Below are 24,841 nucleotides of genomic sequence, written 5' to 3' on the forward strand. Positions count from 1 at the left end.
AAAACCTGACCGCAGCGTACGCCGCCGGTCAGGCTGGTAGGAATTCGCCCGGCCGAAGCCGGGCTGTGCTTGCAGCGGTTACGCTTTCTTGCCGTTCAGTTTCGAGTGGTGGCGCGCATAGACGAAGTAGATCACCAGGCCAAGCAGCAGCCATATGCCGAAGGCGATCCAGGTGGTGGCGCTCAGGAAGGACATCAGCGCCAGGCAGAAGATGATCGCCAGGGCCGGGACGACCGGCACGCCCGGGCAGCGGAAGGCGCGCGGCAGGTCGGGACGGGTCTTGCGCAGGATGATCACGGCCACCGACACCAGCGAGAACGCTGCCAGGGTACCGATGTTCACCAGTTCCGCCAGCACGCCCAGCGGCACGACGGCGGCGATCAGGCCGAAGACGATGCCGACCAGCCAGGTGGCGAAGTACGGGGTGCCGTATTTCGGGTGCACGGTCGACAGCTTGGCCGGCAGCAGGCCGTCGCGCGACATGGCGTACAGGATGCGGGTCTGGCCGTAGGCCATCACCAGCATCACCGTGCTCATGCCCAGGATCGCTGCCACGTCGACGAAGGCGGCAACCCAGTCCTGGCCCGCGTACTGCAGCGCCAGCGACACCGGGTGGTCAACGCCCTTGAAGTTCATGAACGGCACGATGCCGGTCATGATCGCCGACACCGCCACGTACAGCACGGTGCAGACCGCCAGCGAGCCGATGATGCCGATCGGCAGGTCTTTCGATGGATTCTTGACTTCCTCGGCAGCCGAGGTCACGGCGTCGAAGCCGATGAAGGCAAAGAACACGAGTGCGGCCGCGCTCATCACGCTGCCTGCGCCGAACGGCATGAACGGCTGCCAGTTTTCCGGCTTGACGTAGTTGACGCCGACGACGATGAACAGCAGGACGACGCCGGTCTTGATCAGGACCATCACGTTGTTCACGCGAGCCGATTCGCGCACGCCGAGCGAGAGCATGAAGGTCAGGACGATCATGATCAGGAAGGCCGGCAGGTTGAACACGGTGTCGACACCAGGCTGGGCGCCTGGCGCGGCGCGCAAGGCTTCGGGCAGGACGACGCCGACGCCCGCCAGCAGCGACTGGAAGTAGCCGGACCAGCCCACTGCCACCGTCGAGGTGGCCAGGCCGTATTCCAGCAGCAGGTCCCAGCCGATCATCCAGGCCACGAGTTCGCCCAGTGTCAGGTAGGAATAGGTGTAGATCGAGCCGGCTACCGGCACGCTTGAGGCAAATTCCGCATAGCACAGGGCGGCGAAGCCGCAGGCCACGGCAGCGATGATGAAGGAAAGGGTCAGCGCCGGGCCGGCCGTGACGGCGCCGGTGCCGGTCAGCACGAAAATACCCGTGCCGACAATTGCCCCGATACCCATCAGGATCAGGTCCATCGGTCCGAGGACCTTCTTCAACCCGCCCGGCGCGCGGGCATCCGCGACCATGGTATCGAGATTTTTCGTCCTAAAAATACTCACTACGTGTTCTCCTGTTTTTCATTATCTTTCTCCTCCAGGGAAGGCGCCGGGTCTCATTGGTCGGCTTCCCCCGCTTTGCTGTCGTTCATCCTCCAAACGCTGCACCGATCGAAACACCATGTCGGCGCCCGCGTATGTACGCACGCACCGAAAAGCGATAACAATAAGCCAGCACATCCGCATTATTGCTCCGCCAACCCCGGTTGAGCAAGCTCGCCGTATGGCAACAGCATACGGGACGGTTTTCAGGGGGTGCCGAGCCCGCGCGCCCGGCGCCGGGAGGCCCGCAGGAAGACCCATCCGTACAGGATGAGGTTGATGGCAGCCACGCCGGCGGCGAGCAGAAGCTGGGTATCGCGCGTCAGAGCGCCCGGGTACAGCAGCCACAGGATGTAGTGTTCGATGAAGCTCTCCGGGTAGCCCTCCAGCCCGGCGCGCACGCGCAGCAGGTTCTCGAGCGCGGTCAAGGGGCAGCCGCGCCCGGTCAGTTCGACGAAGACGCCCCAGGCCGCGGCCGGCAGGTGCAGCCACACCAGGCGCGGCCAGCGCGGCAGCAAGGCGGCGCCGAAAACGACGAACAGGACGAAGGCCAGGTGAACCAGCAGCACCAGCGCCGACGCTAGCGCATAGCTCATGAACGCCTCCGCGCTGTAATATGGACGATCGAATACATGGTTAATTGAATTATGGAGGAACCCGTATGTCCAGCCCACGTTTTTTGCCGCTGCTTGCCGCCGGCCTGATCGCATTGCCGGCCCTCGCGGGCGCCGCGAAACCCACCGTCGAGGTCTACAAGACCGCCAGCTGCGGTTGCTGCAAGGGATGGGTCAAGCATCTCGAAGCGAACGGATTCACGGTCAAGGCGCACGATGTGCCCGATCCCGGCGACTACCGCGAGAAATTCGGCATTCCGCAGGAGCTTGGCTCCTGCCACAGCGCGCGGGTCGGCGGCTATGCGCTGGAAGGCCATGTGCCCGCGGCCGAGATCAAACGGCTGCTGGCCAGCAAACCGAAGGCGACCGGACTGGCGGTGCCTGCCATGCCGCTCGGCTCCCCGGGCATGGAAGGGCCGCGCAGCGATCCATACGATGTGCTGCTCGTGAAAAAGGATGGCAAGACTGCAGTGTTCAAGCGCTACGAGTAAGCGGCGTATGATTGGCAGGATTACACCCAAGGAGAACAGCATGGCAGAACCGACAACTACACCAGGAAGCAGCCAGGACTCGACGACGATCGGCATCGGTGGCGCGACCAGCGGCCAGGCCGGCGCCACGCCGTCGCATGAAACGCAGGCCGAAACCGGCGGCAGTGGCGGCGCACAGCTGACGCACAGCCACGGCGAGATTCAGGACGACGGCACAGGCAAGCCCGCCTCCCCTGCCAGCCAGGCCGGCGCCCCTGAGAGCGCCCTGCAAACGGGCGCGCGTGGCGCACTCGACACCCGGCCGGAACAAGGCGGGGGAACCGGGACCGGCATCGGCAGCCGGGAAAGCGGCGCCAACCAGTCCCAGGACGATCTCCCCCCGGGCTAACGCACTGGCGGGACCGACTCCTGCAGCTTGATCATGCCGTGCTCACCCGGATCGACGTCCGGGGTGGTGCCGGTCATGGCAGCTTTCGCCATCTGGAACAGGCGCACCATCTTGCTGTCGTTCGAGTCCCAGTATTCGGCGCTGTGCGGCGCCACGCGCACCAGAACCACATGCTCGTCCTCGGGCCCGTGCGGGAACCAGGCCTGCACCATCGGGTTCCACAGCGCGCGGATCCGTTCGCGGTCGACCACGCGCTCGGCCGTTCCGCTGATCGAGACGTACAGGCTGTCGTCGGGCTGGGCGAAGCTGACGTTCACTTCGGGCTGGACGGCGATATTCTGCCAGAGCGGAGTGTGGATCGAGGTGTAGAACCACAAGCCGCCCTGGTCGTCCGTTTCCTGGTTCGTCATGGGGTGGCTGATCAGGTGGCCGTGTTCGTCGACCGTGGTGAACATCGCAAAGCGCATCGAGCTGATCTTGTCGGCCAGCGCGGCGACCTGTGCGGAAGCGTTCGTGGACATGGCATCTCCTTCATGTAAATGAATTTACATACTAGACCGTATCGGCGGCGCGCTCCGTGCGGGGCCGAACCTTTTCGCCCCGCCCCGCCATTCGCCCTGCCCGTCATCGCGCGCCCGGCTGGTAGCGTCCCGGTGCGAGGATGCCGGCCGGGTCGAGCGCAGCCTTGATGCGGGCCACCGTGCGCCAGTAGGTGTCGCCGTCGGGATCGAGCTGGCCCATCGAGTGGTTGCCGACACGGTAAGGGATATAGCCGGCGTCCATCATCCGCCCGAACACTTCGTCGTGACAGGCCCGGGCACGCGCGGTCTCCTCGGGGTCGTCCTTGTCGTAGGCCACGGTCAGCACGCCGCCCAGGGCGCGTTCGTTGATCATGCTGAAGGTCGCAAACAGGTCGAAGCCGTGCTTCCAGAAGACCGTCTGGGCCAGGTCGTGCACTGCCAGCATGTCGGTGCCGCGCAGCGGCAGCACGGGCGACACCCATAGCAGGCCGCAATTGTCGCGCGCCGGGTCGGCCGCCTGTGGAAACGTCTTCGGCAGCCCGCCGCGCCGCCGCCAGTAAGCGCCAGCCAGGAAGCGTCCGCTCGGCGTGCCGTGGTTCATCCCGAACAGCGACTGCGCAATCGCCACCCTGGTGCCGAGCTGGCGGCCGATCCGGGTGTCGCCGAAGGCCCGGGCCAGCAGTCCCCCGATCCGCAGTTTGCGTTCGGTGATGAAGATGGTGCGTGCCGGCGTGCCGCGCAGGGCCCGGCGCAGCGCCTGGCGCGCAGCGGCAACCTGGGCATGCGAGCCATACAGGGCGCCGGACACGGTCCAGGGCTTGACCCCGGCCGCCCGGCACATTGCACCGCGCAGCGCTTCCGGCAGGCGCGCTCCCTGCGGCACCTGTGCGCGCGGGAAGACGCCGCCACCGGACAGGGCACGCATGTCGTTCCCGATATGCAGGATGCTGCGCAGGGTGCCATCGAGCCGCAGGGGCCGCAAGGCGTCGACGACCGCCGCGATGTCGCCATGCGCCGGTACGCTGCACAGGAAGTGGTTCACGCACTCGACCCGCGGCATGAGCCAGATGCCCAGTTGCGTGACGATGCCCATGTTCGACTGCGTGAACAGGCCGTCGAGGAAGGGCCCGACCCCATACGGGAACAGGTGGGCCGTGCGCGCGTTGCGGTAGTGGCCGAACCCGGTCTTGAGCACCTCGCCGTCGGCCAGCACGATCTCCATGCCGGCCACATGCTGCAGGCGATTGCCGTAGGGCGAATGGCCGAAGCCGCGCTCCATGATGTTGCCGACATAGCTGGTGTCCGGGCCGGCGCCGGTGCAGTCCGCCCACAGCGGCAGGCCCCGTTCGCGCAGGAAGCTCGAGAGCTGGTGCTGGGTCACGCCCGGCTCGATGACGGCGTACGCCAGTTCCGCGTCGACCTGGACGATGCGGTTCATGCGCGACAGGTCGAGCAGGACCTGGCCGGCGCCGACCGCGCAGGCGTCGCCATAGCCCCAGTTCTTGCCCGTGCTGACGGGATAGACGGCGAGCGCGAAGCGGGACGCGATCCTGACCAGCTGCGCGACTTCGTCCGCGTTGCCGGGGCGCACCACCGCCAGCGGCAGCACCGGGCGCGCGGCCGTGCTGTGGGCATAGCGCTCACGGGTGGCGTCGTCGCTTGCCAGGTGGGCGGGGCCGACGACGGCGGCCATGGCGGCGAGCGCCTCGGTCACGCGCGCGGGATGATGGAGGTCGTTGAGTTTACTCATGCGCGTTCTCCCGGACCGCACAGCGCGGCCAGGCGCGCCGTGATACCCGCCTCGTCGCGCAGCGGGAAGAAATACGGATAGAACGAGCGCTCGGCGCCGTGCTGTTCGAGGGTGCCGGCCCACTTCGCGATCTGGGCGCTCATGTGGTCGATCGGCAGGTGCAGCAGTACCGCCGGGGCGCCGACGCGGTCGCAATGGCGCTGCGCACCGAACTCGGCGAAGCCCAGCACCTGCCGGTAGAACGCCACGTGGCGCGGGTTGACCTCGATGACGTAATCGGTGCAGCCGTGCAGCCTGGAGGCGTACAGGTGAGAAATATGCATGAGCGCGGCGAACACGCGCTTGGACATGCCCTTGTCGATGGCCAGGCGCGACGGCTCGCACAGGCGCCGCCCTTCGCGCCGCAGGAGCGCGAGGCGGTCGCCGAAGTGCTCGTCGGCCGGCAGCACGCCATGCCGGTCGAGGTAGAGGCTTACCGTGCCGACCAGCTCGCCTCCGGTTTCCGCGTACAGGGTGAACTTGTTGCCCGCATTGCCGCCTCCTGCGCCTGCCTCGACCGCATAGCCGCGCCACGCATACATGCGCTGCAGCAGCACGCCGGCGTCCGCACGGCGCTCGGCCGAGATCGCAAGGCGGACGTTGAATACCTGGAACCCGGCATGGGCGGGGTCCGCCGAGCCAGGCGTGCCCGGTGCCAGCGCCTGGGCCAGGCCGGCCACGGGGGCCGGCGGGGTGTGGAAGCTTGCGATCGGTGTTTCTTCTACCAGCATACTTGTCTCCTCCGGATGGCGTCCCGCCGTCATTGGCGAAAACGGTCAAGCTGGCAGTCAGACAAGGTCAGCAGTAGCACGGTTCCCGCCATTTTCGGCGGATATGTCCCATCTGAATCTAGGTCAAGCTCGGGAGAAATTTGTCACAAGCATTGAGCGTTTTCCAGGCGCCCAGGCGCCGAGCGTTGCGCGGAAAAATGATCTGTTTGACAGGTATCAAGGGTGGAACCGTGTTGCCGGAAGCGTGGGCCGCGCAGCCATATAATCGCCGGACGGCCCTTTGAAGCGTGCCGCGGCCAGGCTTTCACCGGAGACCCTGCAATGCTGTTCCTTCGCTCCAGCCAGCTGACACTTCCGCCACCTTCGTTCGCTGTGCGGCCATGATTGTCCGATGCCCCCCCGGCTGCAACCCGTCCAGCCGCCTGCCGGTCCCCTGCCATGGGTAATCGCCCTCCTTCCGGCCTGGCCCGTTCGCTCGACGAACCACGGCTCGTCGCCCATGTGGTGAACCGGCTCGACGCCGCCGGCGCGGGCTCGGCCCTGCTCGACCTGGTCAACCATACCCCCGCCGAACGCTACCGGCACGCGGTGCTCTGCCTGCGCGAGCACAGCATCTACCATGCGCATCTGCGCGAGCGCGGCGTCGAGGTGATCGACCTGCACAAGCGCGATGGCGCCGATCCCGGCCACTTCCTGCGCATGGTGCGCGCGCTGCGCAGCCTGCGCCCGCACCTGGTCCATACCCGCAACCTGGGCGGGCTCGAGGGACAGCTCGCGGCGGCGCTCGCCGGCATCAAGCTGCGCGTGCACGGCGAATACGGGCGCGATCCGCTCGAGCCGTTCGTGCCGCACGAGCCGCACCACAGGCGCCAGCCCGGCCTGCTGCGGCCGGGTCTGCGTCGGCTCCTGCGCCCGCTGGTCGGCCACTACATTGCCGCCAGCGCCGAACAGGAACGCTGGCTGATCGAACAGGTCGGCGCCGAGCCCTCGCGCGTGTCGCATATCGCGCACGGCGTTGACAGCCTGGAGTTCCACCCGCGCCTCGGGCCCCACGCGGCCGTCGGGCCGGACGGCTTCATGCGCGACGATGCCTTCGTGATCGGCTGCGTCGGTCGCATGGACGACGCCAACAACGACATGACCCTGGTCGAAGCCTTCCTGCGCCTGATCTCGTCGCAGCACCCGGCCCATGCCCGCCTGCGCCTGATGATCATCGGCGACGGCCCGATGCGCGAGGAATGCCAGGCCATGCTCGAGCGCGCAGGCGCCGCGCACCGGGCCTGGCTGCCAGGCGAGCGTGCCGACACGGCGCGGCTGCTGCGCGCGATGGACCTGATGGTGCTGCCGGCCCTGGCCGAAGGCAGCGGCAATGCGCTGCTCGAGGCGATGGCCACCGGGCTGCCGGTGGTCGCCACCTCGGTCGGGGTGCACAAGGAACTGGTGCAGCCGGGCCTGACGGGCATCCTGGTGCCGCCCATGTCGCCCGACGTCATGGCGGCCGCGATCGCCGACTATTGCCGCATCCCCGAAATGGGCGCGCGCCACGGGGCCCGTGCCCGTGGCCAGGTGATCGCGCACCACAGCCTGCCGGCGATGGCGCGCAGCTACCTGGCGGTATACGACGCGCTCGCCGCGACTTGAGCGGCGCGCCACGGCGCGCCTCCCACACTTCTATATAGGCAAGGCCACGCCCGCCGCGGCGTTCGAGTCCGCTTGCGCCGGCGCCGCCGCCTCCCGATTTGTCACTGCCGGAGCAAAGCCGCCGTGGCGCCGCCGCGCAAACCACGCTTCGAGCATCATCAGCTGCCAGACGGTCCGGCCGTGCAGCACCGGGTCTTCGGGCAGCCGGCGCGCCAGCAGCAGGTCGATGAATTCGCGCCGCACGATGCCGCGCCCTGCAAGTGCGGCCAGGCTGTCGTAGGCCAGCGCGCGCAGGCGGGCGTCGCCCTGCAGCCAGGTGCCGAACGGCAGCGGCGGCGCGGGGTCGGGGGTCACGGACAGCCTGACGCCTGCCTCGCGCAGGGCCCGTGCAAACAGGTCGCGCGCGCCCCCCGGTGTCTTGTGGCGCGGCGCCAGGCAGGCCGACATCGCCACCACCGCGTCGTGAAGGTAAGGAAACGCCGGGGCGACGCCGCTTGAAGAACAGGCCGCGGTGAACGCGGGCAGCAGCCGGCACGGCAGGTCGCCCTGCAGTTCCAGGTTGACCGCGCGATTCACGCTGCTGCGCCCCTGCGCCAGCCACCAGGCCTGCTCCTGGGCAGCGCCCGGGGCGCCCGGGTCGACCAGTTCGAGAAAACCGGGCTCGAACACGGCCGCCGTGCCGTGCGCCAGCAGTGCATTGCCGCGGCGCAGGCGCATCGGCGCCGGGGCCATCGACAGTTCGATGCGCTCGCGCATGCGCTCGAAGGCGCCCGGCAGCCTGGCGGCGGCCCCGAACAGCAGCGGCTCGATCAGGAGCTGGCGCAGCGCGCCGGGCAGGCGTTCATAGCGGCCCGCGCGGGCCAGGCTTGCATGCTGCTGGCTGCAGCCGAACAGCTGGGCCGCGCCGATGCCGCAGGCCAGGCGGCGCACGCCGTCCTCCCGCGCCATGCGCGCGGCAAACAGCATTGCCACCGCGGCCGGATCGCCGCAGGGAGCGTCGGACGCCAGCGCCAGCGCGGCCACCGCATCGGCCACGTCGTCGGCATCGATCACGGTCTCGCGGTGCCATGTCCCGAGGCGCCCGGCATTCGCGCGCGCCCGATTGAGCATGGCGCCCGCCTGGTGGCCGTAGCCGACCGTGTAGGTGGCCGGCGCCGCTTCGGCGGCACGCCCCAGCCGCGCCGCGAGCAGCGCGCTGCCGGCGCCGCCGGCGAACATCAGCCCAACCGGGCGCTGCGAGGGCGAGTGCGACGTGCGGCCAGCGCCCAGCGCGCAGTGCAGCGCATCGGCCAGCGCGCCGTGCGGCGCATCGTGGGCGGCGTGCTCGGTGTAGCGCATGCGCCAGTAGTGCATCCGCTCGAAGCGCCCGGCGCGCAGGTGCAGGCGCTCGCCGGGCGCCAGGCGCCGTGCGCCCGCATGCATGGTGCGCGGACCGTGCACGGCGTTCAGGTAGAGGTAGTCGAACACGGCCTGGGGGTCGAGCTCGCGCCCGGCGCCGGGGTGGCGCGCCAGCGTCTCCATGCTGCTGGCGAACAGCAGGGTGCGCCCGACCGTCTGGTAGAACAGCGGCCGGGTAGCGCAGCGGTCCACCGCCAGCAGCGCTTCGGCCCGCCGCTCGTCGACGATGGCGAAGGCGAAATGCCCCGACAGTGCCGCGCAGGCCTGGGCGCCATGGGTGCGCCACAGCCGCGCCAGCTCCGCCAGCCCATCAACCCGCTCGCCCCAATGGGCGATCAGCAGGCCATCCTCGTGGTACAGGGCCGCTTCATGACTGCCGCCCGACACCGCGGCCGCGCCCAGGCTGTGGACGCCGGTGCGCAGGGGCACGGCGACACCGAAGGGGGCCGCCATGTCCGCCAGCGGCAAGGCGGGCGGCTCGGTCGAGAACCAGCCGCACAGCCCGGTCATGGCCGCACCTCCGCAGTCACCTCCGCAGTTACCTCCGCGAACAGGGGCGCCAGTTCGCCGGCCAGCAGCGCGCGGTCGATCTGGCCATCGCCTGCGCGCGGCAGCGGCGCCCGGCGCACGTCGACCATGGCCGGCAGCATGTGCCGCGGCAGGCGTGCCTGGCAGGCGCCGAACAGGATCGACGAATCGAGCCGCGCGCCCGGACGGGGCGTGGCCAGCACCGCGATCACCTGCCCCAGCACCGGATGGGCGACGCCGACCGCCGCCGCCTCGGCCACGAGGCCGGTGCCGACCACGATCTTTTCCACGTCGCGCGGGCTGACGCGGTAGCCCTGGGTGATGATGATGTCGCTGCGGGTGTCGACCAGGTACAGGAAGCCGTCGGGATCCTTGCGCGCGCAAACGCCGGGATAGTAACCTGTTTCGCGCCGCGAAAGGCCGGGCATGGCGGGCAACGCACGGAAGTGCCGGGTGTTGCGTTGCGGGTCGTTCCAGTAGCCGAGCGTGACGAGCGCGCCGCAGCGCACGAGTTCCCCGGCTTCGCCGGCCGCGCATTCGCGCCCGTCGGGGCGCAGCACCCGCCACTCCGAATACGGCAAGGCCTGCCCGATCGAGCCGGGACGTTCGTCGAGCGCGGACGGCATCAGGCTGGTCGAGCGGCAGGCATCGCCAATGTCGTACAGCAGGTGGATGCGGGTGCGCGGCAGCGCGCCACGCAGGACCTCGAGCGCCTCCCGGTCGAGTCCGCCCCCGGCGCAGACCAGGTAGCGCAGGCAGCCGGCCGCCCGTGCCAGTTGGAGGCCGGCCAGCTGCTTCAGGGTCGCGGGGGAGGCGAACAGGCCGCTCGCCTCGCCGGTGTCGAGCAGCCGTTCGAGCGCTTTGCCAGCGTCCGAGTCCGAGTCCGAGTCCGAGTACGGGTCCGCGCAAGCCGTATCGAGCACGGCGGTCGCCCCGGCGGCGAAGGTGGCGAGCAAGGCGTTCAGGCCGTAGTCGCTGTGCAGCGGCAGCGCGCTGAGGACACGGTCGCCCGTTCCCAGGGCGGCGCAGCGGAGCGTCGCTTGCGCACCCGCCACGAGGTTGCGGTGCGACAAGGCCATGCCGCGCGGCTCACCCCCGGCGTCGATGCGATACAACAGCGTGGCCAGCGCCGCCGCGGCCGGCGCCCCGGCCGCGCCGCCCGGGATGGCCAGGAAGGCTTCCCAGTCGAGCATACGCGGCACGGTATTGGCGGGCGCAGCGCCGCCATGGACAACGACCGTGCGCAGCATTGGGCAGGCCTGCAGCACCCCGTTCAGGCTGGCAAGATCGGCCGCCCCGGCAACCAGCACGCCCGCCCCGCAGTCGCGCAGCAGCGCCGCGCAGCGCTCGTCATCGAGATCGGGGTCGATCGGCACGACGGCGCAGCCGGCGGCCCAGGCGCCCAGCAGGGTCATCACAAAGGCCGGGCAGGCCGGGAGCCGCACCGCAACACGCTCGTCGGTTCCGGCCCCGCACGCACGCAGGGCGGCGGCCACCCTGGCGGCGGCGCCGGCCAGGGCCGCATAGCTGATCCGATCGGCGCCATGGCGCAGGGCAAGGGCGGCCGGCGAGCGCGCCGCGGCTTCGTCCACTAATTCGTGGGCCAACTGGACCATGGGTTCCTCCGATCATGCTCAAAAGAAATCTATGATTCAGAAAAACTGCAAGCGGGTTATTGATTCCGCTCAACAGATGTCCGGAGGTTCGTCCTGTCAGCGCGCAAGATCCGGCGGTGTCACGCGTGTCTAATTGACATAAATGCACGATCGTTACAACGAGTAACCGCTTCGACACGCAAAACCCTTGCGGCGAGCCCACCGAGTGCAGGAGACGCCAGCCAATGAATGCCCCGCTGCTGACCACGCCCCGCGTGGAGCCGTTCTTCTTCGATGCCAGGCCGGGCACGCGTTTCAGCCTGTACCATGCGCCGAATCCCCAGGTCGCTCCCCGCGGCGCCATCCTCTACGTGCACCCCTTTGCCGAAGAGCTGAACCGCACACGGCGCATGGCGGCCCAGCAGTCGCGCGCGTTCGCGGCGCTCGGCTATGCCGTGCTGCAGATCGACCTGTTTGGCTGCGGCGATAGCTGCGGCGAGTTCAACGCCGGGCGCTGGCAAATCTGGCACGACGACCTGCTGCTGGCTGCCAACTGGCTGGCCGAGCGCGACAGCGGACCGCTGACGCTGTGGGGCATGCGCCTCGGCGGCCTGCTGGCGCTCGACGCGGCCGCGCGCCTGCGCCCGCGTTCGGTGCTGCTGTGGCAGCCTTTCATGAGCGGGCGCGCCTGCATCAACGAATTCCTGCGCATGTCGCCGCAGTTGCGCAATCCGGCGCCGGGCGGGCCGCGCAGTACCGCGGCCCTGCGCGCCCAGCTTGCGGTGCACGGCGCGATCGAGGTCGGCGGCTACGAGGTGGCGGTACCGCTGGTCAAGGCGGTGGACGCCTGCGACGCCGCCGGCCTGAGCCTGCCGCCCTGCACCGTGCACTGGTTCGCACAGGCGGGCGGGCCGGCCGGCGCCCCGGTCGGCGCGGCGGCATCGAAGACGGCGGCCAGCGCGGCGCGCCTGGCCGCACGCTGGGCGCCGGCCGGCGTCAAGCTGCACTTCCACCCGCTCGACGGCGCACCCGGCTGGGCCGGCCGAGGCGAGCTCGACATTCCCTCCCTGCGCGCAGCCACATGCGACCTGTTTTCCGGAGACCCGGCATGAAACTCGAACAGCGCGCCCTGCGCTTCCATGCGGCCGGCGCCGGCCTGATCGCGATCGTCGACGTTCCCGAGCGTCCGCTCGCGCGCGGGATGCTGGTGCTGCCCGACAGTACCCAGTACCGCGCGGGCAGCCACCGCCAGTTCACCCTGCTCTCGCGCCTGCTGGCCGGGCGCGGGATTGCCGTGATGCGCTTCGACCGGCGCGGCTTCGGCGACAGCGAGGGCGACGCCGGCGGCCCGGGGAGCGCGCAGTCCGGCGAGGACATTGCCGCCGCCATGAAAGAATTCTTCTTCCACGTGCCGGAAATGAAGGAATCGGTCATCCTCGCCCCCGGCGATGCGGCGCCCCTGGCCGCCCGCTACGCGGCCGGCGATCCGCGCGTCACGGGACTGGCCCTGCTCGATCCGCTGTTGCCGCCCGCATTGGCCATCACCTCGGCCACCGCTCCTGCCGGCGCCACGGCGCCGCCGCGCCCCGGCTTCCGCTCAGCCGCCGAGCGCCTGTTCCGCCGGGCCTCGGCCTTCCGGCGCGCCGCCGAACGGGCCCAGGAACGCGCCACGGCCGCCGCCCCCGTTACGGGCGGCGCCAGCCCGGCCGCCGGCGCCTTCGGCGGGCGCGTGCTGCTGGTCTCGGCAGGAAGCGCGGCGGGAGGCACGGGAGGCGGCACTGCGGGGAGCGCAGCCGGCAGCACCTGCGCACTCGAACACCAGGGCCCGCACTGCCGCCGGGTCCAGATCGCGGCCTGCGCCGACTCGGCCGGCAGCGCCTGGCGCGAGGCGGTCGCCTTTGCCTGCGCCAGCTGGCTCAGCTCGTGGTGAGTGCGGGACCGGCAGGCACCGGTCCTGCGCGGTCCTTGCAGAACGCATCGGACGCAAATCGTCTATAGTGATGCTTCTGTACAAATATTAAACTTTCCATGAAATTTGACGTTGCAATCGTCGGCAGCGGCCTGGCCGGCCTGTCAGTAGCCCTGCATCTTGCGCAGACGCGCTCGGTTGCGATCATTTCCAAGCGTGCCTTGCTCGACGGCGCCAGCAGCTGGGCCCAGGGCGGCATTGCCGCCGTGCTCGACTCGGGCGACAGCCACGACCAGCACATCGCCGATACCCTGGTCGCCGGCGCCGGCCTGTGTGACGAGGCCGCCACACGCTACATCGTCGAAAACGGGCGCGCCGCGATCGAATGGCTGATCGAACAGGGCGTGCCCTTCACGCGCGACGCCAGTGCCGAACTCGGCTTCCACCTGACCCGCGAAGGCGGCCACAGCCAGCGGCGCATCATCCACGCCGCCGACGCCACCGGCCACGCGGTGCAGGCCACGCTGGAACAGAAGGTGCGCGCGCACCCGAACATCACCCTGTTCGAACACCACTGCGCGATCGACGTCATCACCTCGGACAAGCTGACGGGCAAAGGCGGGCACGGCGCGGTTCATGGCGGGATTCCGCACCTGGTTGGCCAGCCGCGCTGCCACGGCCTGTACGTGCAGGACGTGGAAAACGGCCAGGTGCTCACCTTCGAGGCCGAGCACACGGTGCTGGCCACCGGCGGCGCCGGCAAGGTCTACCTGTACACGACCAACCCCGACACCGCCACCGGCGACGGCATCGCCATGGCCTGGCGCGCCGGCTGCCGCATCTCGAACATGGAGTTCATGCAGTTCCACCCGACCTGCCTGTACCACCCGTACGCGAAATCCTTCCTGATCACCGAAGCCATCCGCGGCGAAGGCGGCCTGCTGAAACTGCCGCCCGACACCTCGCTGGCCGGCGGCACGCGCTTCATGCCGGCCCACGACGAGCGCGGTGAACTGGCCCCGCGCGACGTGGTCGCCCGGGCCATCGACTTCGAGATGAAGAAGCGCGGCCTCGACTACGTGCACCTCGACATCAGCCACCAGAGCCCTGAGTTCCTGAAGGAACACTTCCCGACGATTTACGCGCGCTGCCTGGAACTGGGCATCGACATCACCAAAGAACCTATCCCTGTCGTGCCGGCCGTCCACTTCACCTGCGGCGGCGTGGTCACCGACCTGGCCGGGCGCACCGACATCCCCGGCCTGTACGCGGTCGGCGAAACCGCCTGCACCGGCCTGCACGGCGCGAACCGCCTGGCGAGCAACTCGCTGCTCGAATGCGTCGTCGTCGGCCGCGCCTGCGCCAGCCAGATCGCCGCCGCTCCGCGCCTGGAAAACCCGGTGCTGCCGCCGTGGGACGAAAGCCGCGTGACGAACGCCGACGAGGAAGTCGTGATCGCCCACAACTGGGACGAGCTGCGCCGCTTCATGTGGAATTACGTCGGCATCGTGCGCACCACCAAGCGCCTCGAGCGCGCCCAGCACCGGATCGCGCTGCTGAAGGAAGAGATCGACGAGTACTACCGCAACTTCCGTATCACGCACGACCTGCTGGAACTGCGCAACCTGGTCGATGTGGCCTCGCTGATCGTCAACAGTGCGCTGTCGCGTCACGAAAGCCGCGGCCTGCATTATTCGCGCGACTATCCTGACACGCTGCCGAAGGCGCTGCCGAGCGTGCTGACGCCAGCGCGCCGCTGAACCGCGACCTGAATTACTATTCCATGGACAGCCCGCCTCATCGCGGGCTGTCTTCGTTTTGCTTATGAAACCGAAACTGACACTCTCCACGGCCCTGCTCCTGACGGCCGCGCCGGCGCTCTGGGCCGGCAACGCTATCGTCGGCCGCCTGGTGCGCGAGGCGGTGCCGCCGATGACGCTCAACCTGCTGCGCTGGAGCCTGGCGCTCCTGATCCTGCTGCCGCTCGGCCGTGCCGCCCTGCGCCCCGAGAATGGGGTGCTGGCCAACTGGCGCCGCTACAGCATGCTGGGCCTGCTCGGCATCGGCCTCTACAACTCGCTGCAATACCTGGCCCTGCAAAGCTCCACCCCGATCAACGTGACGCTGGTCGCCTCCGGCATGCCGGTCTGGATGTTGCTGGTCGGGCGCCTGTTCTTCGGGGTCCAGGTCAGGCCCAAACAGGTGGCCGGGGCCGCGCTGTCGATCGCCGGCGTGCTGGTCGTGCTGTGCCGCGGCGACCTGGCCCAGCTCGCGGCCTTGCGCCTGGTGCCGGGCGACCTCTACATGATCCTGGCGACGATTGCCTGGGCCTTCTACAGCTGGATGCTGATGCAGCAGCGCGATGTGCCGGCCCTGCGCGGCGATTGGGCCGCCTTTTTGCTGGCCCAGGTGGCCTTCGGCGTGCTGTGGTCGGTCGCGCTGAGCGGCGCCGAAGCCGCAGTGACCGGCATCGAGATCGCCTGGAGCTGGCCGCTGGCCGCCGCCCTGCTCTACGTCGCGGTCGGCCCGGCCATCCTCGCCATGCGTGCCTGGGGCGCCGGCGTGCAGCGCGCCGGGCCGACCGTGGGCGCCTTTTTCGTGAACCTGACGCCGCTGTTCGCGGCGCTGCTGTCGTCGACTTTCCTGGGCGAAGCGCCGCACCTCTACCACGCGCTGGCCTTTGCGCTGATCGTCGGCGGCATCGCCGTGTCCGCGCGCTGAAGGGATTGTTTCCAGACTACATGGTCCCTGAGGGTATCGTGCTCTGGCTGACCCGGCAACGATGCTACGATCCCATCCGAATGGAGGATCGCACACGATGGCTGAAGGTGTTACGCAACATGACGAATCGCACGTTAACGCGGACGCCAGCGCGGCCGAGCTCGCGCACTTCCTGGAGCGCCATCCGAACACGCTGGTGCTGACCGGCGCCGGGCTGTCGACCGCGTCCGGCATTCCCGACTACCGCGACCGCGACGGCGTGCGCCGAGGCAATCACCCGATTCAGGGCCCGGAATTCCGCGCCTCGCCCGCCGTGCAGCGCCGCTACTGGGCGCGCAGCATGGTCGGCTGGCCGGTGCTGGCGTGCGCCTGCCCGAACGCCGGGCACGAGGCGCTCGCGGCACTCGAAAGCGCCGGCCGGATCGGCTCGCTCCTGACCCAGAATGTGGACGGTCTGCACCAGCAAGCCGGCAGCCGGGCCGTGCTCGAGCTGCACGGCAATATCCACTCGGTGGTCTGCCTCGGCTGCGGCACGCGCGTGCCACGCTCTGTCGTACAAACCCAGCTCGTCGCCGCCAACCCCCAGTTCTCCGGCGCGGAGGCGATACCCTTGCCCGACGGCGACGCCCACCTGGATCCGGCCGCGATCGAGACCTTCCACCTGCCGGCCTGCACCTGTTGCAGCGGCACCCTCATGCCCGACGTGATTTTCTTCGGCGACAACCTGCCGGCGGCGCGCTCGGCCTGCGCCTTAGCGCAGATGGAAGCGGCCGACGCGCTGCTGGTCGTCGGTTCGTCGCTGATGGTGTATTCGGGCTTTCGCTTTTGCCGGCTGGCGACGGCCGCCGGCAAGCCCATCGCCGCCGTCAACCTCGGCCGCACCCGTGCCGACCACCTGATCTCGCTGAAAATCGAGGAATCCGCCGAACGCCTGCTGCCGCAGGTGGCACATATGCTGGCTCACTGCTCCACGCCAATTCCGCGCCGATGACAATCGGCCTCATCCAATAAAGGGGAGTACTTTGACAAGATCATTCAACAGCATCACATCCGACAGCCGCTGGCGCAAGCCGGCGATCGTGGCCGGCCTCGCGCTGGCCGCGTCCTATCTGGTGGTGCGCAGCAAGACCGCCCAGGCCGAGCAGGACAACCCGCCGCGCGGCAAGTTCATCGAGGTGGACGGCGTGCGCCTGCACTATCTCGAGCGCGGCACCGGTCCGGCCCTCGTGCTCCTGCACGGCAATGCCGTGTATTCGACCGATTTCGAGCACAGCGGACTGGTCGACAAGTTGGGCGAACGCTACCGCGTGATCGCCTTCGACCGCCCCGGCTTCGGCTACAGCGAGCGGCCGCGCACCACGCTCTGGACACCGGACGCCCAGGCCCGCCTGCTGCACCATGCGATGCAGGAACTGAAAATCGATTCCGCCATCGTCGTCGGCCACTCGTGGGGATCGATGGTAGCGCTGGCGATGGGCCTGCAGGTGCCCGACGCCGTGCGCGGGCTGGTGCTGCTGTCGGGTTATTACTACCCGACGCTGCGCCTGGACGCGCCGCTCGCCACGCCGCCTGCGATCCCGATCATCGGCGACCTGATGCGCCATACGATCACGCCGCTGTTCGCGCGCCTGCTGTGGCCGCTGACTTCGAAGCACATGTTCGCACCAATGCGGGTGTCCGAACGCTTCCGCCAGATGTCGCCCTGGATGGCGCTGCGGCCAAAGCAGGTACGCGCCAGTGCGGCCGACGCGGCGCTGATGATACCCGCGGCCATGTCGCTGTCGAAACGCGTCGAGGGGCTGCAGGTGCCGGTCCAAGTCATTGCCGGCACCCAGGACAAGGTGATCTTCCCGGCTAAGGCGTCCGAGCGGCTGCACCAAGAACTGCAAGAGCGGGAAGCTTCCAGCGAACTGCACCTGATGCCGGGCGTGGGCCACATGGTGCATTACGCGCACCCTGAACAGGTGGTGGCGGCGGTCGATGCGATCGCGGCGCAGGTGGGCGAACCGGTGGCATTGAGGAGTCCGCAGGCGGAGGCGCTGGCGCGGGCCAGCGAGAGCGGAGTGTAAAAAAAATGGGCGGAGATAACCCGCCCATCCCGATGCATTCAACCCCTGCCGCTTACCCGACGATCCGCAACGAATAATCCGTCGCGCGCACATCCTTCGTCAGGCTGCCGATCGAAATGCGGTCCACGCCGGTTTCGGCAATCGCGCGCACCGTCTCCATGTTGATGCCGCCCGACGCCTCGAGCAGCGCGCGGCCGGCATTCACGCGCACCGCTTCCCGCATGGTGTCGAGGCTGAAGTTATCGAGCAGCACCGACTTGACGCCTGCAGCCAGCGCTTCCTCGAGCTGGGCAATGGTTTCGACTTCGATCTGCACGTTCACGCCCGCATCGAGGGCATTCGCATTTTCCAGGGCGCGCGTCACGCCGCCGGCCGCCGCGATATGGTTTTCCTTGATCAGGATGCCGTCATACAAGGCCATGCGCTGGTTCTTGCCGCCGCCGACGCGCACCGCGTACTTCTGCGCCTGGCGCAGGCCGGGCAGCGTCTTGCGCGTGTCGAGGATGGCGGCATTGGTGCCGGCAATCACCTCGACATACTTGCGCGTGGCCGTGGCCACGCCCGAGAGCAGCTGCATGAAATTCAGCGCGGCGCGCTCGGCCGTCAACAGGGAACGGGGCGAGCCTTCGATGGTGCAGACCACGGAGTCCGCCGTCATCAGGTCGCCCTCGGCATACTGCCAGCTGATCTCGATGTCCTGGTCGACGGCCAGCATCACGCCCTCGAACCAGGGCGCGCCGCACAGCACGGCCGCTTCGCGCACGATGACGCGGGCTTTCGCGCGGGGTTCAAGCGGCACCAGCTTGCCGGTCAGGTCACCGGTGCCGACGTCTTCCAGCAGCGCCGCAAGGATGTTCTGCTCGAAGCTCGCCTGCAGCTTGTCGTCAAAACTGGCGTGGGGATTACGTAATGTAGTCAATGAGGTCGTCATGCCGGCCCCACATTCGAGAACAACCGGGTGTTCTGCTCGAGGCTGCCGGTCGGCAGCGCCTTGGCCTTCTTGGCCGCGGCAAAATCGAGCATGCGGTCGATTGCGCGCACCGCTTCCCGGCCGATGGCCGGGTCGACGAACACTTCGTTGGCGCCGGATTCCAGCACTTCGGCCAGGTTCTTCAGGCCATTCATCGCCATCCACGGGCAATGCGCGCAGCTCTTGCAGGTGGCGCTGTTGCCGGCCGTCGGCGCTTCGATGAAGTGCTTGCCCGGTGCGGCCATGCGCATCTTGTGCAGGATGCCGTTGTCGGTGGCGACGATGAAGGTGGTCGCATCGAGCGTCTGCGCGGCATTGATCAGTTGCGTGGTTGATCCGACCACGTCGGCCTGGGCCACCACGTTGGCCGGGGACTCCGGGTGCACCAGCACCTTGGCTTCTGGGTGTTCGGCCTTGAGCAGGTCGAGTTCGATGCCCTTGAACTCGTCGTGCACGATGCACGAGCCCTGCCACAGCAGCATATCGGCGCCGGTCTGCTTCTGGATCCAGGAACCGAGGTGGCGATCCGGCGCCCACAGGATCTTCTTGCCCTGCTCGTGCAGGTGCTTGACGATGTCCAGGCCGATCGACGAGGTCACCATCCAGTCGGCGCGCGCCTTCACGGCGGCGCTCGTGTTGGCGTAGACGACGACGGTGCGGTCTGGGTGCTGGTCGCAGAAGGCCGCGAATTCGTCGGCCGGGCAACCCAGATCCAGCGAACAGGTCGCTTCCAGGTCCGGCATCAGGATCGTCTTTTCCGGGCTCAGAATCTTGGCGGTTTCGCCCATGAAGCGCACGCCGGCCACGACCAGGGTCCGGGCCGGATGGTCGCGCCCGAAGCGCGCCATCTCGAGCGAGTCGGAGACGCAGCCGCCGGTTTCCTCGGCCAGGTCCTGCAGTTCGGGGTCGACGTAGTAGTGGGCGACGAGGACCGCCTCTTTTTCCTTCAGGAGACGGCGGATGCGCTCTTTCAGTTCAAGCTTCTCGGCAGCCGTCGGCGTAGCGGGCGTACGTGCCCACGCTTGCGCCGTGCAGGCGTTGCCGCCTTGCGGGTGATCGTATTCGTAGGTTTTGATCGGCAGGATGTTCATGCGATGTTGTTCTCACATTGATGGCGGAATACCGGTGCAGTGGCGCAGCAGCCGGTTGAACGCGTGGACGGCAAAGCCGTCCACCCTACGGGTCGCGCAGCGCAGTCGACAGCGCCGCGCGTACGAGCATCAAATTAATCGATGCCTTGGCTCGTCAGGTACTCTTCGTACGTGCCTCGGAAGTCGACGATTTCGTTTTCCTTCACTTCGAGCACGCGCGTGGCCAGCGAGGAGACGAACTCGCGGTCGTGCGACACGAAGACCAGGGTGCCTTCGTATTTATCGAGGGCGATGTTCAGCGACTCGATCGATTCCATGTCCATGTGGTTGGTCGGCTCATCTAACAGCATGACGTTGTGACGGCCCAGCATGAGCTTACCGTACATCATGCGGCCCTTTTCGCCGCCGGACAGCACCTTCACCGACTTCTTCACTTCGTCGCCGGAAAACAGCAGGCGCCCGAGGATCGAGCGCACGGCGAGGTCGTCGTCGCCCTCTTTCGTCCAGCGTCCCATCCAGTCGGTCAGAACGTCGTCGGTCGGGAATTCCTCGGTCGGATCCTGCGGCATGTAGCCGACGCTGGCATTCTCGGCCCACTTCACGCGGCCGTGGTCGGCGGACAGTCCGGTAATGTCGGCGCCGCCGATGCAGCGCAGCAGCGTGGTCTTACCCGCACCGTTGGCGCCGATGATCGCAATCCGTTCACCCGCCTCGACCATGATCGAGAAATTCTTGAACAGCGTGCGGTCATAGGACTTGGTGAGGCCCTCGGTCTCCACCGCCAGGCGGTGCAGCTTCTTCTCGCCCTCGAAGCGCACGAACGGATAGGCGCGCGAGGACGGCTTGAATTCCTCGATCTTGATCTTGTCGATCATCTTTGCACGCGAAGTGGCCTGACGGGCCTTGGACTTGTTGGCCGAGAAGCGGCGCACGAAGTCCTGCAATTCGGCGACCTTTTCCTTGGCCTTGGCGTTGTTCGCCAGCTGCTGGTTGCGCGCCTGGGTCGACGCCAGCATGTAGTCGTCGTAGCTGCCCGGGTAGACCTTCAGCGTGCCGTAATCCATGTCGGCAATGTGGGTGCAGACCTGGTTCAGGAAGTGGCGATCGTGCGAGATGATGATCATCGTCGAGTTACGCTGGTTCAGCACGTCTTCCAGCCAGCGGATTGTGTTGATGTCCAGGTTGTTGGTCGGCTCGTCCAGCAGCAGGATGTCAGGGTTCGAGAACAGGGCCTGCGCCAGCAGAACGCGCAGCTTCCAGCCCGGCGCCACGGCGCTCATCGGGCCCTGGTGCAGGTCGCTGGCAATTTCCAGGCCCAGCAGCAGTTCGCCGGCGCGCGCTTCGGCCGAATAGCCGTCGTACTCGGCAACCTTGCCTTCGAGCTCGGCCGCGCGCATGTAGTCGTCGTCGGTCGCTTCCGGATTGGCGTAGATGGCGTCGCGCTGGGCGATCGCATCCCACAGCTCGGTATGGCCCATCATGACGACGTCGAGCACGCGCACGTCCTCATACGCGAACTGGTCCTGGCGCAGCTTGCCAAGGCGCTCGCCCGGGTCGAGGCTGACGTTGCCGGCCGACGGATCGAGGTCGCCGCCCAGGATTTTCATGAAGGTCGACTTGCCGCAGCCGTTCGCGCCGATCAGGCCATAACGATTGCCGTCGCCGAATTTGACGGAAATGTTTTCGAACAGCGGCTTGGCGCCGAATTGCATCGTGATATTGGCTGTACTTAGCACTGGTGTGACCTCTAGCGGAGTTTTCGGAGTCTGGCGCAGAATCTGACACGAATCTGGCAATTTAACCGCGTATTTTAGCACGCTGCGCAGGGGCGCAGGGGTGCAGCCTCCTAGGGCAGCGGCCTCGCGCGCAGCGTCGGATAGTCGCTCAGGCTGAGCGTGAAGCCCGCTTCGGTGCTGGCCAGGCGCGCCTGGGCACCGAAGGGTATCGTCACCCGGCGCGGGACGTGGCCGAACGAGAGCCCGGTCAGCACCGGGATCGGCAGTGTCGCGCGCAGGTAGGCGACCATGGCGTCGAAATCGTAGCCGTTGTCCATGGGGCCGAGCCGGTAGCCGGAAAAGTCGCCCAGCACCAGCGCCTGCTGGCGCTCGAGCACGCCGGCCTGCATCAGCTGCAGCAGCATGCGCTCGATCCGGTACGGGTGCTCGGCGATGTCTTCCACGAACAGGATGCCGCCGTCGAGCGGGCCGCCCGCGATGCGCGGGAACCATTCGGTGCCCACCAGGGACGTGAGCAGGGCCAGGTTGCCGCCCCAGATCGTGCCCGCCACATTCACGCAGGGGTTGCCGGATGCGGCTTCCCCGATCGTGTGGGTGGGGCCGGCGAGGCATTGCCAGAAATTGTCGAGGGTGAAATCGACCGGCTCGGGGGCGCCGAAGTCGATCAGGAACGGGCCTGCATAGCTGAGCGCGCCCGTCTTCGCCATCAGCCCCATGTGCAGGGCCGTAATGTCCGAGTAGCCGACGAACAGCTTGCCGCTGGCCGCCAACCGCTCGAAATCGATGTGCGGCATCAGGCGCGTCAGGCCGTAGCCGCCGCGCACTGCCATCACCAACTGCACGTCGGGGTCGTCGGCTGCCGCATACAGCTGGGCCAGGCGCGCTTCGTCGGTGCCGCCGAAGCGCTGGTGGATCGCCTGGTGGTCATAATAATTGTGGACAAGGCAGCCGCCGGCCTCGAGGCGGGCGATGCCGCGTTCGACGGCAAGCGGGTCCGGCGCATAGCCGGCGGGCGCCACGGTGGCGACGCCGAGGGGAGATGTAGTCACTGTTTGACGAAGAGGCGCGGTGTTGAGTCCGGCGCCATCTTACCGCGCGCATGAAAGTCGATCAAGGTCAGCAGCCGTTCGTTGAGCTGGGCCGGCAGGTCGTGCCCCATGCCTTCGATGAGCTCGAACCGCGCGCCCGGCACCTGGGCAGCCGTATCGGCGCCGCAGTCCGGAGGCACCAGCGGATCGCAGGCGCCGTGGATCACGAGCGTGGGCACGGCGATCGACTGCAGCAGCGCGCTGCGGTCGGGTGCTGCCGCCACGGCGAGCATCTGGCGCGCCATCCCGGCCGGGCAATAGCAGCGCCGCAAGGCGCGCGCGGCGCGGCGGCGCAACTGTTTTTCGGGCGTGGGATAGGCAGGGCTGCCGATGGCCTGCCACAGTGCGACCGATCCGTCGACGATGGCCTCGGCGTCGTTCGGGTTGGCGGGACGCAGCAGCGCCTGCAGCGCCTGGCGCGCAGGCTCGGTCGGGCCCGGCAAGCCGCGCCGGCTGCTGCTCGACATGATCGAGGCCAGGCTGAGCACCCGCTGCGGGTGGCGCGCCGCCAGCAGTTGCGCGACCATGCCGCCCATCGATACCCCGACCAGGTGCGCCCGGGCCACCCCGAGCGCGGACAGCACGCCCAGTGCGTCGGTCGCCATGTCGTCGAGGCCGTAGGCCGGGCGCAAGGGCAGCTTGAGACGGGACTTGATCCAGCTCCAGGCGAGATTGGGTTTGCCGGCGCGGTCGAACTTGCTCGACAGCCCGCAATCACGGTGGTCGAAACGGATGACGTAGAAACCCAGTTCGACCAGGCCGTCGACGAATTCCTCGGGCCAGGCCGTCAGCTGCATGCCCAGGTCGTGCAGCAACAGCACCGGCGTGGACTTGGCGTCCCCCGCGGTGTCGAAGGCGATGCGGATGCCGTTGGTGGTCAGCGTTGGCATGGCATCTGGACCGGCGCCCATGAAGGAAGCCGATGTGTGGTTGGGTGCAAGGCTGGTCTCCCGTGGCTGCGCCGCAGTAACAACCCACAGCGCGAAACCAGCATAGCATTTTCGCGCCGATGACGGCGCGGATGCGTGCGCGCGCGGCTAGGGCGCCACGGTTCGGCGGGCGCTGGCCCGGCGCTCGGCAAAAAAGCTTTTCAGCATGCTGCTCGCCTCCTCGGCGAGGACGCCGCCGACGACCTCGGTATGGTGGTTCAGCCCCTCGTGCGCGAACAGGTCGAGCACCGAGCCGCACACGCCGGTCTTCGGGTCAGTGGCCGCGTACACGACACGCGCCAGGCGCGCATGCATCATCGCGCCCGAGCACATCGCGCATGGCTCGAGGGTGACATACAGCTCGCAGCCGGGAAGCCGGTAGTTGCCCAGCTTGCTGGCCGCGGCGCGCAGCGCCACAATCTCCGCATGCGCGGTCGGGTCGTGGCGGCCGATCGGCTGGTTGTGGCCGACCGCGATGATTTCGCCATCCTTGACGACGACGGCGCCGACCGGGACCTCCCCTTCCAGGCGCGCCTGCCCGGCCGCTGCCAGCGCCAGCCGCATGAAGCGCGCGTCCGCCTCGGCGGCCTCGACCGTCAATGCGTCGGGAAGGATCAGCGTTGAATCAAGCATCCGTCTATCAGGCATCCGTGATCTCGGCCCAGCAGTTCGGGGTTTCGTGCAGCACCAGCTTGTGCAAATGCAGGCCGGTGCCGAAGCGGTCGGTATAGGCGGCCTTCAGGATGCCGAACGCGACCTGGGCCAGGTTCTCGACCGTCGGGATGCGGTCGATCACGACCGTCTTGTGGCCGGGCAGGCTGGCGAGGAACTCGCGCACCTTGTCGTCCTTTTCGTAGACCAGGAAGGCGTGGTCCCAGACATCGACCAGGTGCTCCTTGGCGAGCGCCTTGATGTCCGAAAAGTCCATGATCATGCCGTTGTCCGAGTTGCCCTCGGCCTGGATGACCGCACCCACCAGGGTGATCTCGAGCGTGTAGCGGTGGCCGTGCAGGTTGCGGCACTGGCTCTTGTGGTCGGGAATCCGGTGTCCGGCATCGAATTCGAGCTTGCGGGTAATAGTTAACATCGGGTCAGCATCAGCTTAGTGAAAAGA

At 68.1% G+C, this 24,841-nt stretch carries 23 protein-coding genes; 9 read left to right on the forward strand and 14 right to left on the reverse strand.

What is annotated here, in order from left to right:
- Positions 1-78: 78 nt before the first annotated feature.
- Both ACFPN5_RS24210 and ACFPN5_RS24215 read right to left on the reverse strand, forming a co-directional pair.
- Entirely contained in the window at positions 79-1,479 is a 1,401-nt protein-coding gene (locus ACFPN5_RS24210; RefSeq protein ID WP_379786409.1) for an amino acid permease, read from the reverse strand.
- Between the two features lie 245 nt (positions 1,480-1,724).
- Positions 1,725-2,114, reverse strand: a complete 390-nt coding sequence (locus ACFPN5_RS24215; RefSeq protein WP_379786410.1) for a DUF2784 domain-containing protein — start codon at positions 2,112-2,114, stop codon at positions 1,725-1,727.
- Positions 2,115-2,179: 65 nt separating this feature from the next.
- Here ACFPN5_RS24215 and ACFPN5_RS24220 point away from each other — a divergent pair, with 65 nt between their 5' ends.
- Together ACFPN5_RS24220 and ACFPN5_RS24225 are read left to right on the forward strand one after the other, a co-directional pair.
- A complete protein-coding gene (locus ACFPN5_RS24220) occupies positions 2,180-2,623 on the forward strand; it encodes a DUF411 domain-containing protein (protein ID WP_379786411.1) in 444 nt (147 codons plus the stop codon).
- A gap of 40 nt (positions 2,624-2,663) precedes the next feature.
- On the forward strand, positions 2,664-3,011 hold the full coding sequence (locus ACFPN5_RS24225) for a hypothetical protein (RefSeq protein WP_379786412.1): 348 nt from the start codon (positions 2,664-2,666) through the stop codon (positions 3,009-3,011).
- Here ACFPN5_RS24225 and ACFPN5_RS24230 read toward each other — a convergent pair.
- From ACFPN5_RS24230 to ACFPN5_RS24240, 3 genes are all read right to left on the reverse strand, one after another.
- Positions 3,008-3,532: a pyridoxamine 5'-phosphate oxidase family protein gene (locus ACFPN5_RS24230; RefSeq protein ID WP_379786413.1), complete on the reverse strand. Its 525-nt coding sequence runs from the start codon at positions 3,530-3,532 to the stop codon at positions 3,008-3,010. The two genes, ACFPN5_RS24225 and ACFPN5_RS24230, sit on opposite strands and share 4 nt — an antisense overlap.
- Positions 3,533-3,635: 103 nt before the next feature.
- Positions 3,636-5,282 carry an FAD-binding oxidoreductase gene (locus ACFPN5_RS24235; RefSeq protein ID WP_379786414.1) on the reverse strand — a complete coding sequence of 549 codons (1,647 nt, stop codon included), beginning with the start codon at positions 5,280-5,282 and terminating at the stop codon, positions 3,636-3,638.
- Positions 5,279-6,052 carry an N-acyl amino acid synthase FeeM domain-containing protein gene (locus tag ACFPN5_RS24240; protein ID WP_379786415.1) on the reverse strand — a complete coding sequence of 258 codons (774 nt, stop codon included), beginning with the start codon at positions 6,050-6,052 and terminating at the stop codon, positions 5,279-5,281. The genes ACFPN5_RS24235 and ACFPN5_RS24240 overlap by 4 nt, the downstream gene beginning before the upstream one ends.
- Before the next feature lie 438 nt (positions 6,053-6,490).
- Between ACFPN5_RS24240 and ACFPN5_RS24245 the strand changes: the two genes are divergently transcribed.
- A complete protein-coding gene (locus ACFPN5_RS24245; RefSeq protein WP_379786416.1) occupies positions 6,491-7,693 on the forward strand; it encodes a glycosyltransferase in 1,203 nt (400 codons plus the stop codon).
- 30 nt (positions 7,694-7,723) lie between these two features.
- On the opposite strand, the gene ACFPN5_RS24250 is transcribed toward ACFPN5_RS24245, so the two are convergent.
- Both ACFPN5_RS24250 and ACFPN5_RS24255 read right to left on the reverse strand, forming a co-directional pair.
- Positions 7,724-9,601: an asparagine synthase-related protein gene (locus ACFPN5_RS24250; protein ID WP_379786417.1), complete on the reverse strand. Its 1,878-nt coding sequence runs from the start codon at positions 9,599-9,601 to the stop codon at positions 7,724-7,726.
- A complete protein-coding gene (locus ACFPN5_RS24255) occupies positions 9,598-11,235 on the reverse strand; it encodes an AMP-binding protein (protein WP_379786418.1) in 1,638 nt (545 codons plus the stop codon). Before ACFPN5_RS24255 ends, ACFPN5_RS24250 begins: the two co-directional genes overlap by 4 nt.
- A gap of 224 nt (positions 11,236-11,459) precedes the next feature.
- Here ACFPN5_RS24255 and ACFPN5_RS24260 point away from each other — a divergent pair, with 224 nt between their 5' ends.
- The 6 genes from ACFPN5_RS24260 to ACFPN5_RS24285 all read left to right on the forward strand — a co-directional run bounded on the left by ACFPN5_RS24260 (position 11,460) and on the right by ACFPN5_RS24285 (position 17,913).
- Positions 11,460-12,326, forward strand: coding sequence for a hydrolase 2, exosortase A system-associated (locus tag ACFPN5_RS24260; protein WP_379786419.1), 867 nt, complete (start codon positions 11,460-11,462; stop codon positions 12,324-12,326).
- A complete protein-coding gene (locus tag ACFPN5_RS24265) occupies positions 12,323-13,144 on the forward strand; it encodes an alpha/beta hydrolase family protein (protein WP_379786420.1) in 822 nt (273 codons plus the stop codon). The genes ACFPN5_RS24260 and ACFPN5_RS24265 overlap by 4 nt, the downstream gene beginning before the upstream one ends.
- 98 nt (positions 13,145-13,242) lie before the next feature.
- The gene (gene nadB / locus ACFPN5_RS24270) at positions 13,243-14,883 is read left to right on the forward strand and encodes an L-aspartate oxidase (protein ID WP_379786421.1); all 1,641 of its coding nucleotides are present in this window, start codon (positions 13,243-13,245) and stop codon (positions 14,881-14,883) included.
- A 64-nt stretch (positions 14,884-14,947) separates the two neighbouring features.
- On the forward strand, positions 14,948-15,844 hold the full coding sequence (locus ACFPN5_RS24275; protein WP_379786422.1) for a DMT family transporter: 897 nt from the start codon (positions 14,948-14,950) through the stop codon (positions 15,842-15,844).
- Positions 15,845-15,941: 97 nt separating this feature from the next.
- Complete coding sequence (locus ACFPN5_RS24280) at positions 15,942-16,835, forward strand: NAD-dependent protein deacetylase (RefSeq protein ID WP_379786423.1); 894 nt, start codon at positions 15,942-15,944, stop codon at positions 16,833-16,835.
- Positions 16,836-16,866: 31 nt separating this feature from the next.
- Positions 16,867-17,913, forward strand: coding sequence for an alpha/beta fold hydrolase (locus tag ACFPN5_RS24285; protein ID WP_379786424.1), 1,047 nt, complete (start codon positions 16,867-16,869; stop codon positions 17,911-17,913).
- A 52-nt stretch (positions 17,914-17,965) separates the two neighbouring features.
- On the opposite strand, the gene nadC is transcribed toward ACFPN5_RS24285, so the two are convergent.
- The 7 genes from nadC to queD all read right to left on the reverse strand — a co-directional run bounded on the left by nadC (position 17,966) and on the right by queD (position 24,814).
- Positions 17,966-18,832 carry a carboxylating nicotinate-nucleotide diphosphorylase gene (nadC, locus tag ACFPN5_RS24290; protein WP_379786606.1) on the reverse strand — a complete coding sequence of 289 codons (867 nt, stop codon included), beginning with the start codon at positions 18,830-18,832 and terminating at the stop codon, positions 17,966-17,968.
- A gap of 8 nt (positions 18,833-18,840) precedes the next feature.
- Positions 18,841-19,974, reverse strand: a complete 1,134-nt coding sequence (gene nadA / locus ACFPN5_RS24295) for a quinolinate synthase NadA (RefSeq protein ID WP_379786425.1) — start codon at positions 19,972-19,974, stop codon at positions 18,841-18,843.
- A 134-nt stretch (positions 19,975-20,108) separates the two neighbouring features.
- Positions 20,109-21,710, reverse strand: a complete 1,602-nt coding sequence (locus ACFPN5_RS24300) for an ABC-F family ATPase (protein WP_379786426.1) — start codon at positions 21,708-21,710, stop codon at positions 20,109-20,111.
- A gap of 110 nt (positions 21,711-21,820) precedes the next feature.
- Positions 21,821-22,759, reverse strand: coding sequence for a muramoyltetrapeptide carboxypeptidase (gene ldcA / locus ACFPN5_RS24305; RefSeq protein ID WP_379786427.1), 939 nt, complete (start codon positions 22,757-22,759; stop codon positions 21,821-21,823).
- Positions 22,756-23,688 (reverse strand): alpha/beta fold hydrolase, encoded by a 933-nt coding sequence (locus ACFPN5_RS24310; RefSeq protein WP_379786428.1) that lies wholly within the window; start codon positions 23,686-23,688, stop codon positions 22,756-22,758. Before ACFPN5_RS24310 ends, ldcA begins: the two co-directional genes overlap by 4 nt.
- A gap of 147 nt (positions 23,689-23,835) precedes the next feature.
- Positions 23,836-24,360, reverse strand: coding sequence for a tRNA adenosine(34) deaminase TadA (tadA, locus tag ACFPN5_RS24315; RefSeq protein ID WP_379786429.1), 525 nt, complete (start codon positions 24,358-24,360; stop codon positions 23,836-23,838).
- A 7-nt stretch (positions 24,361-24,367) separates the two neighbouring features.
- Positions 24,368-24,814, reverse strand: a complete 447-nt coding sequence (gene queD, locus ACFPN5_RS24320) for a 6-carboxytetrahydropterin synthase QueD (RefSeq protein WP_379786430.1) — start codon at positions 24,812-24,814, stop codon at positions 24,368-24,370.
- Positions 24,815-24,841: the final 27 nt, after the last annotated feature.

This window comes from Massilia niabensis (assembly GCF_042655085.1).
Classification (GTDB): Bacteria; Pseudomonadota; Gammaproteobacteria; order Burkholderiales; family Burkholderiaceae_D; genus Telluria; species Telluria niabensis.

Excerpts from the sequence above, each read along its gene's own strand:
- ACFPN5_RS24215 (WP_379786410.1), bottom strand. The coding sequence starts at position 2,114 with ATGAGCTATGCGCTAGCGTCGGCGCTGGTGCTGCTGGTTCACCTGGCC.
- ACFPN5_RS24235 (WP_379786414.1), bottom strand. The coding sequence starts at position 5,282 with ATGAGTAAACTCAACGACCTCCATCATCCCGCGCGCGTGACCGAGGCG.
- nadB (WP_379786421.1), top strand. The coding sequence starts at position 13,243 with ATGAAATTTGACGTTGCAATCGTCGGCAGCGGCCTGGCCGGCCTGTCA.
- ACFPN5_RS24245 (WP_379786416.1), top strand. The coding sequence starts at position 6,491 with ATGGGTAATCGCCCTCCTTCCGGCCTGGCCCGTTCGCTCGACGAACCA.
- ACFPN5_RS24250 (WP_379786417.1), bottom strand. The coding sequence starts at position 9,601 with ATGACCGGGCTGTGCGGCTGGTTCTCGACCGAGCCGCCCGCCTTGCCG.
- queD (WP_379786430.1), bottom strand. The coding sequence starts at position 24,814 with ATGTTAACTATTACCCGCAAGCTCGAATTCGATGCCGGACACCGGATT.
- ACFPN5_RS24255 (WP_379786418.1), bottom strand. The coding sequence starts at position 11,235 with ATGGTCCAGTTGGCCCACGAATTAGTGGACGAAGCCGCGGCGCGCTCG.
- ACFPN5_RS24280 (WP_379786423.1), top strand. The coding sequence starts at position 15,942 with ATGGCTGAAGGTGTTACGCAACATGACGAATCGCACGTTAACGCGGAC.
- tadA (WP_379786429.1), bottom strand. The coding sequence starts at position 24,360 with ATGCTTGATTCAACGCTGATCCTTCCCGACGCATTGACGGTCGAGGCC.
- ACFPN5_RS24310 (WP_379786428.1), bottom strand. The coding sequence starts at position 23,688 with ATGCCAACGCTGACCACCAACGGCATCCGCATCGCCTTCGACACCGCG.
- ACFPN5_RS24265 (WP_379786420.1), top strand. The coding sequence starts at position 12,323 with ATGAAACTCGAACAGCGCGCCCTGCGCTTCCATGCGGCCGGCGCCGGC.
- ACFPN5_RS24275 (WP_379786422.1), top strand. The coding sequence starts at position 14,948 with ATGAAACCGAAACTGACACTCTCCACGGCCCTGCTCCTGACGGCCGCG.
- ACFPN5_RS24225 (WP_379786412.1), top strand. The coding sequence starts at position 2,664 with ATGGCAGAACCGACAACTACACCAGGAAGCAGCCAGGACTCGACGACG.
- ACFPN5_RS24260 (WP_379786419.1), top strand. The coding sequence starts at position 11,460 with ATGAATGCCCCGCTGCTGACCACGCCCCGCGTGGAGCCGTTCTTCTTC.
- nadA (WP_379786425.1), bottom strand. The coding sequence starts at position 19,974 with ATGAACATCCTGCCGATCAAAACCTACGAATACGATCACCCGCAAGGC.
- ACFPN5_RS24220 (WP_379786411.1), top strand. The coding sequence starts at position 2,180 with ATGTCCAGCCCACGTTTTTTGCCGCTGCTTGCCGCCGGCCTGATCGCA.
- ACFPN5_RS24230 (WP_379786413.1), bottom strand. The coding sequence starts at position 3,532 with ATGTCCACGAACGCTTCCGCACAGGTCGCCGCGCTGGCCGACAAGATC.
- ACFPN5_RS24240 (WP_379786415.1), bottom strand. The coding sequence starts at position 6,052 with ATGCTGGTAGAAGAAACACCGATCGCAAGCTTCCACACCCCGCCGGCC.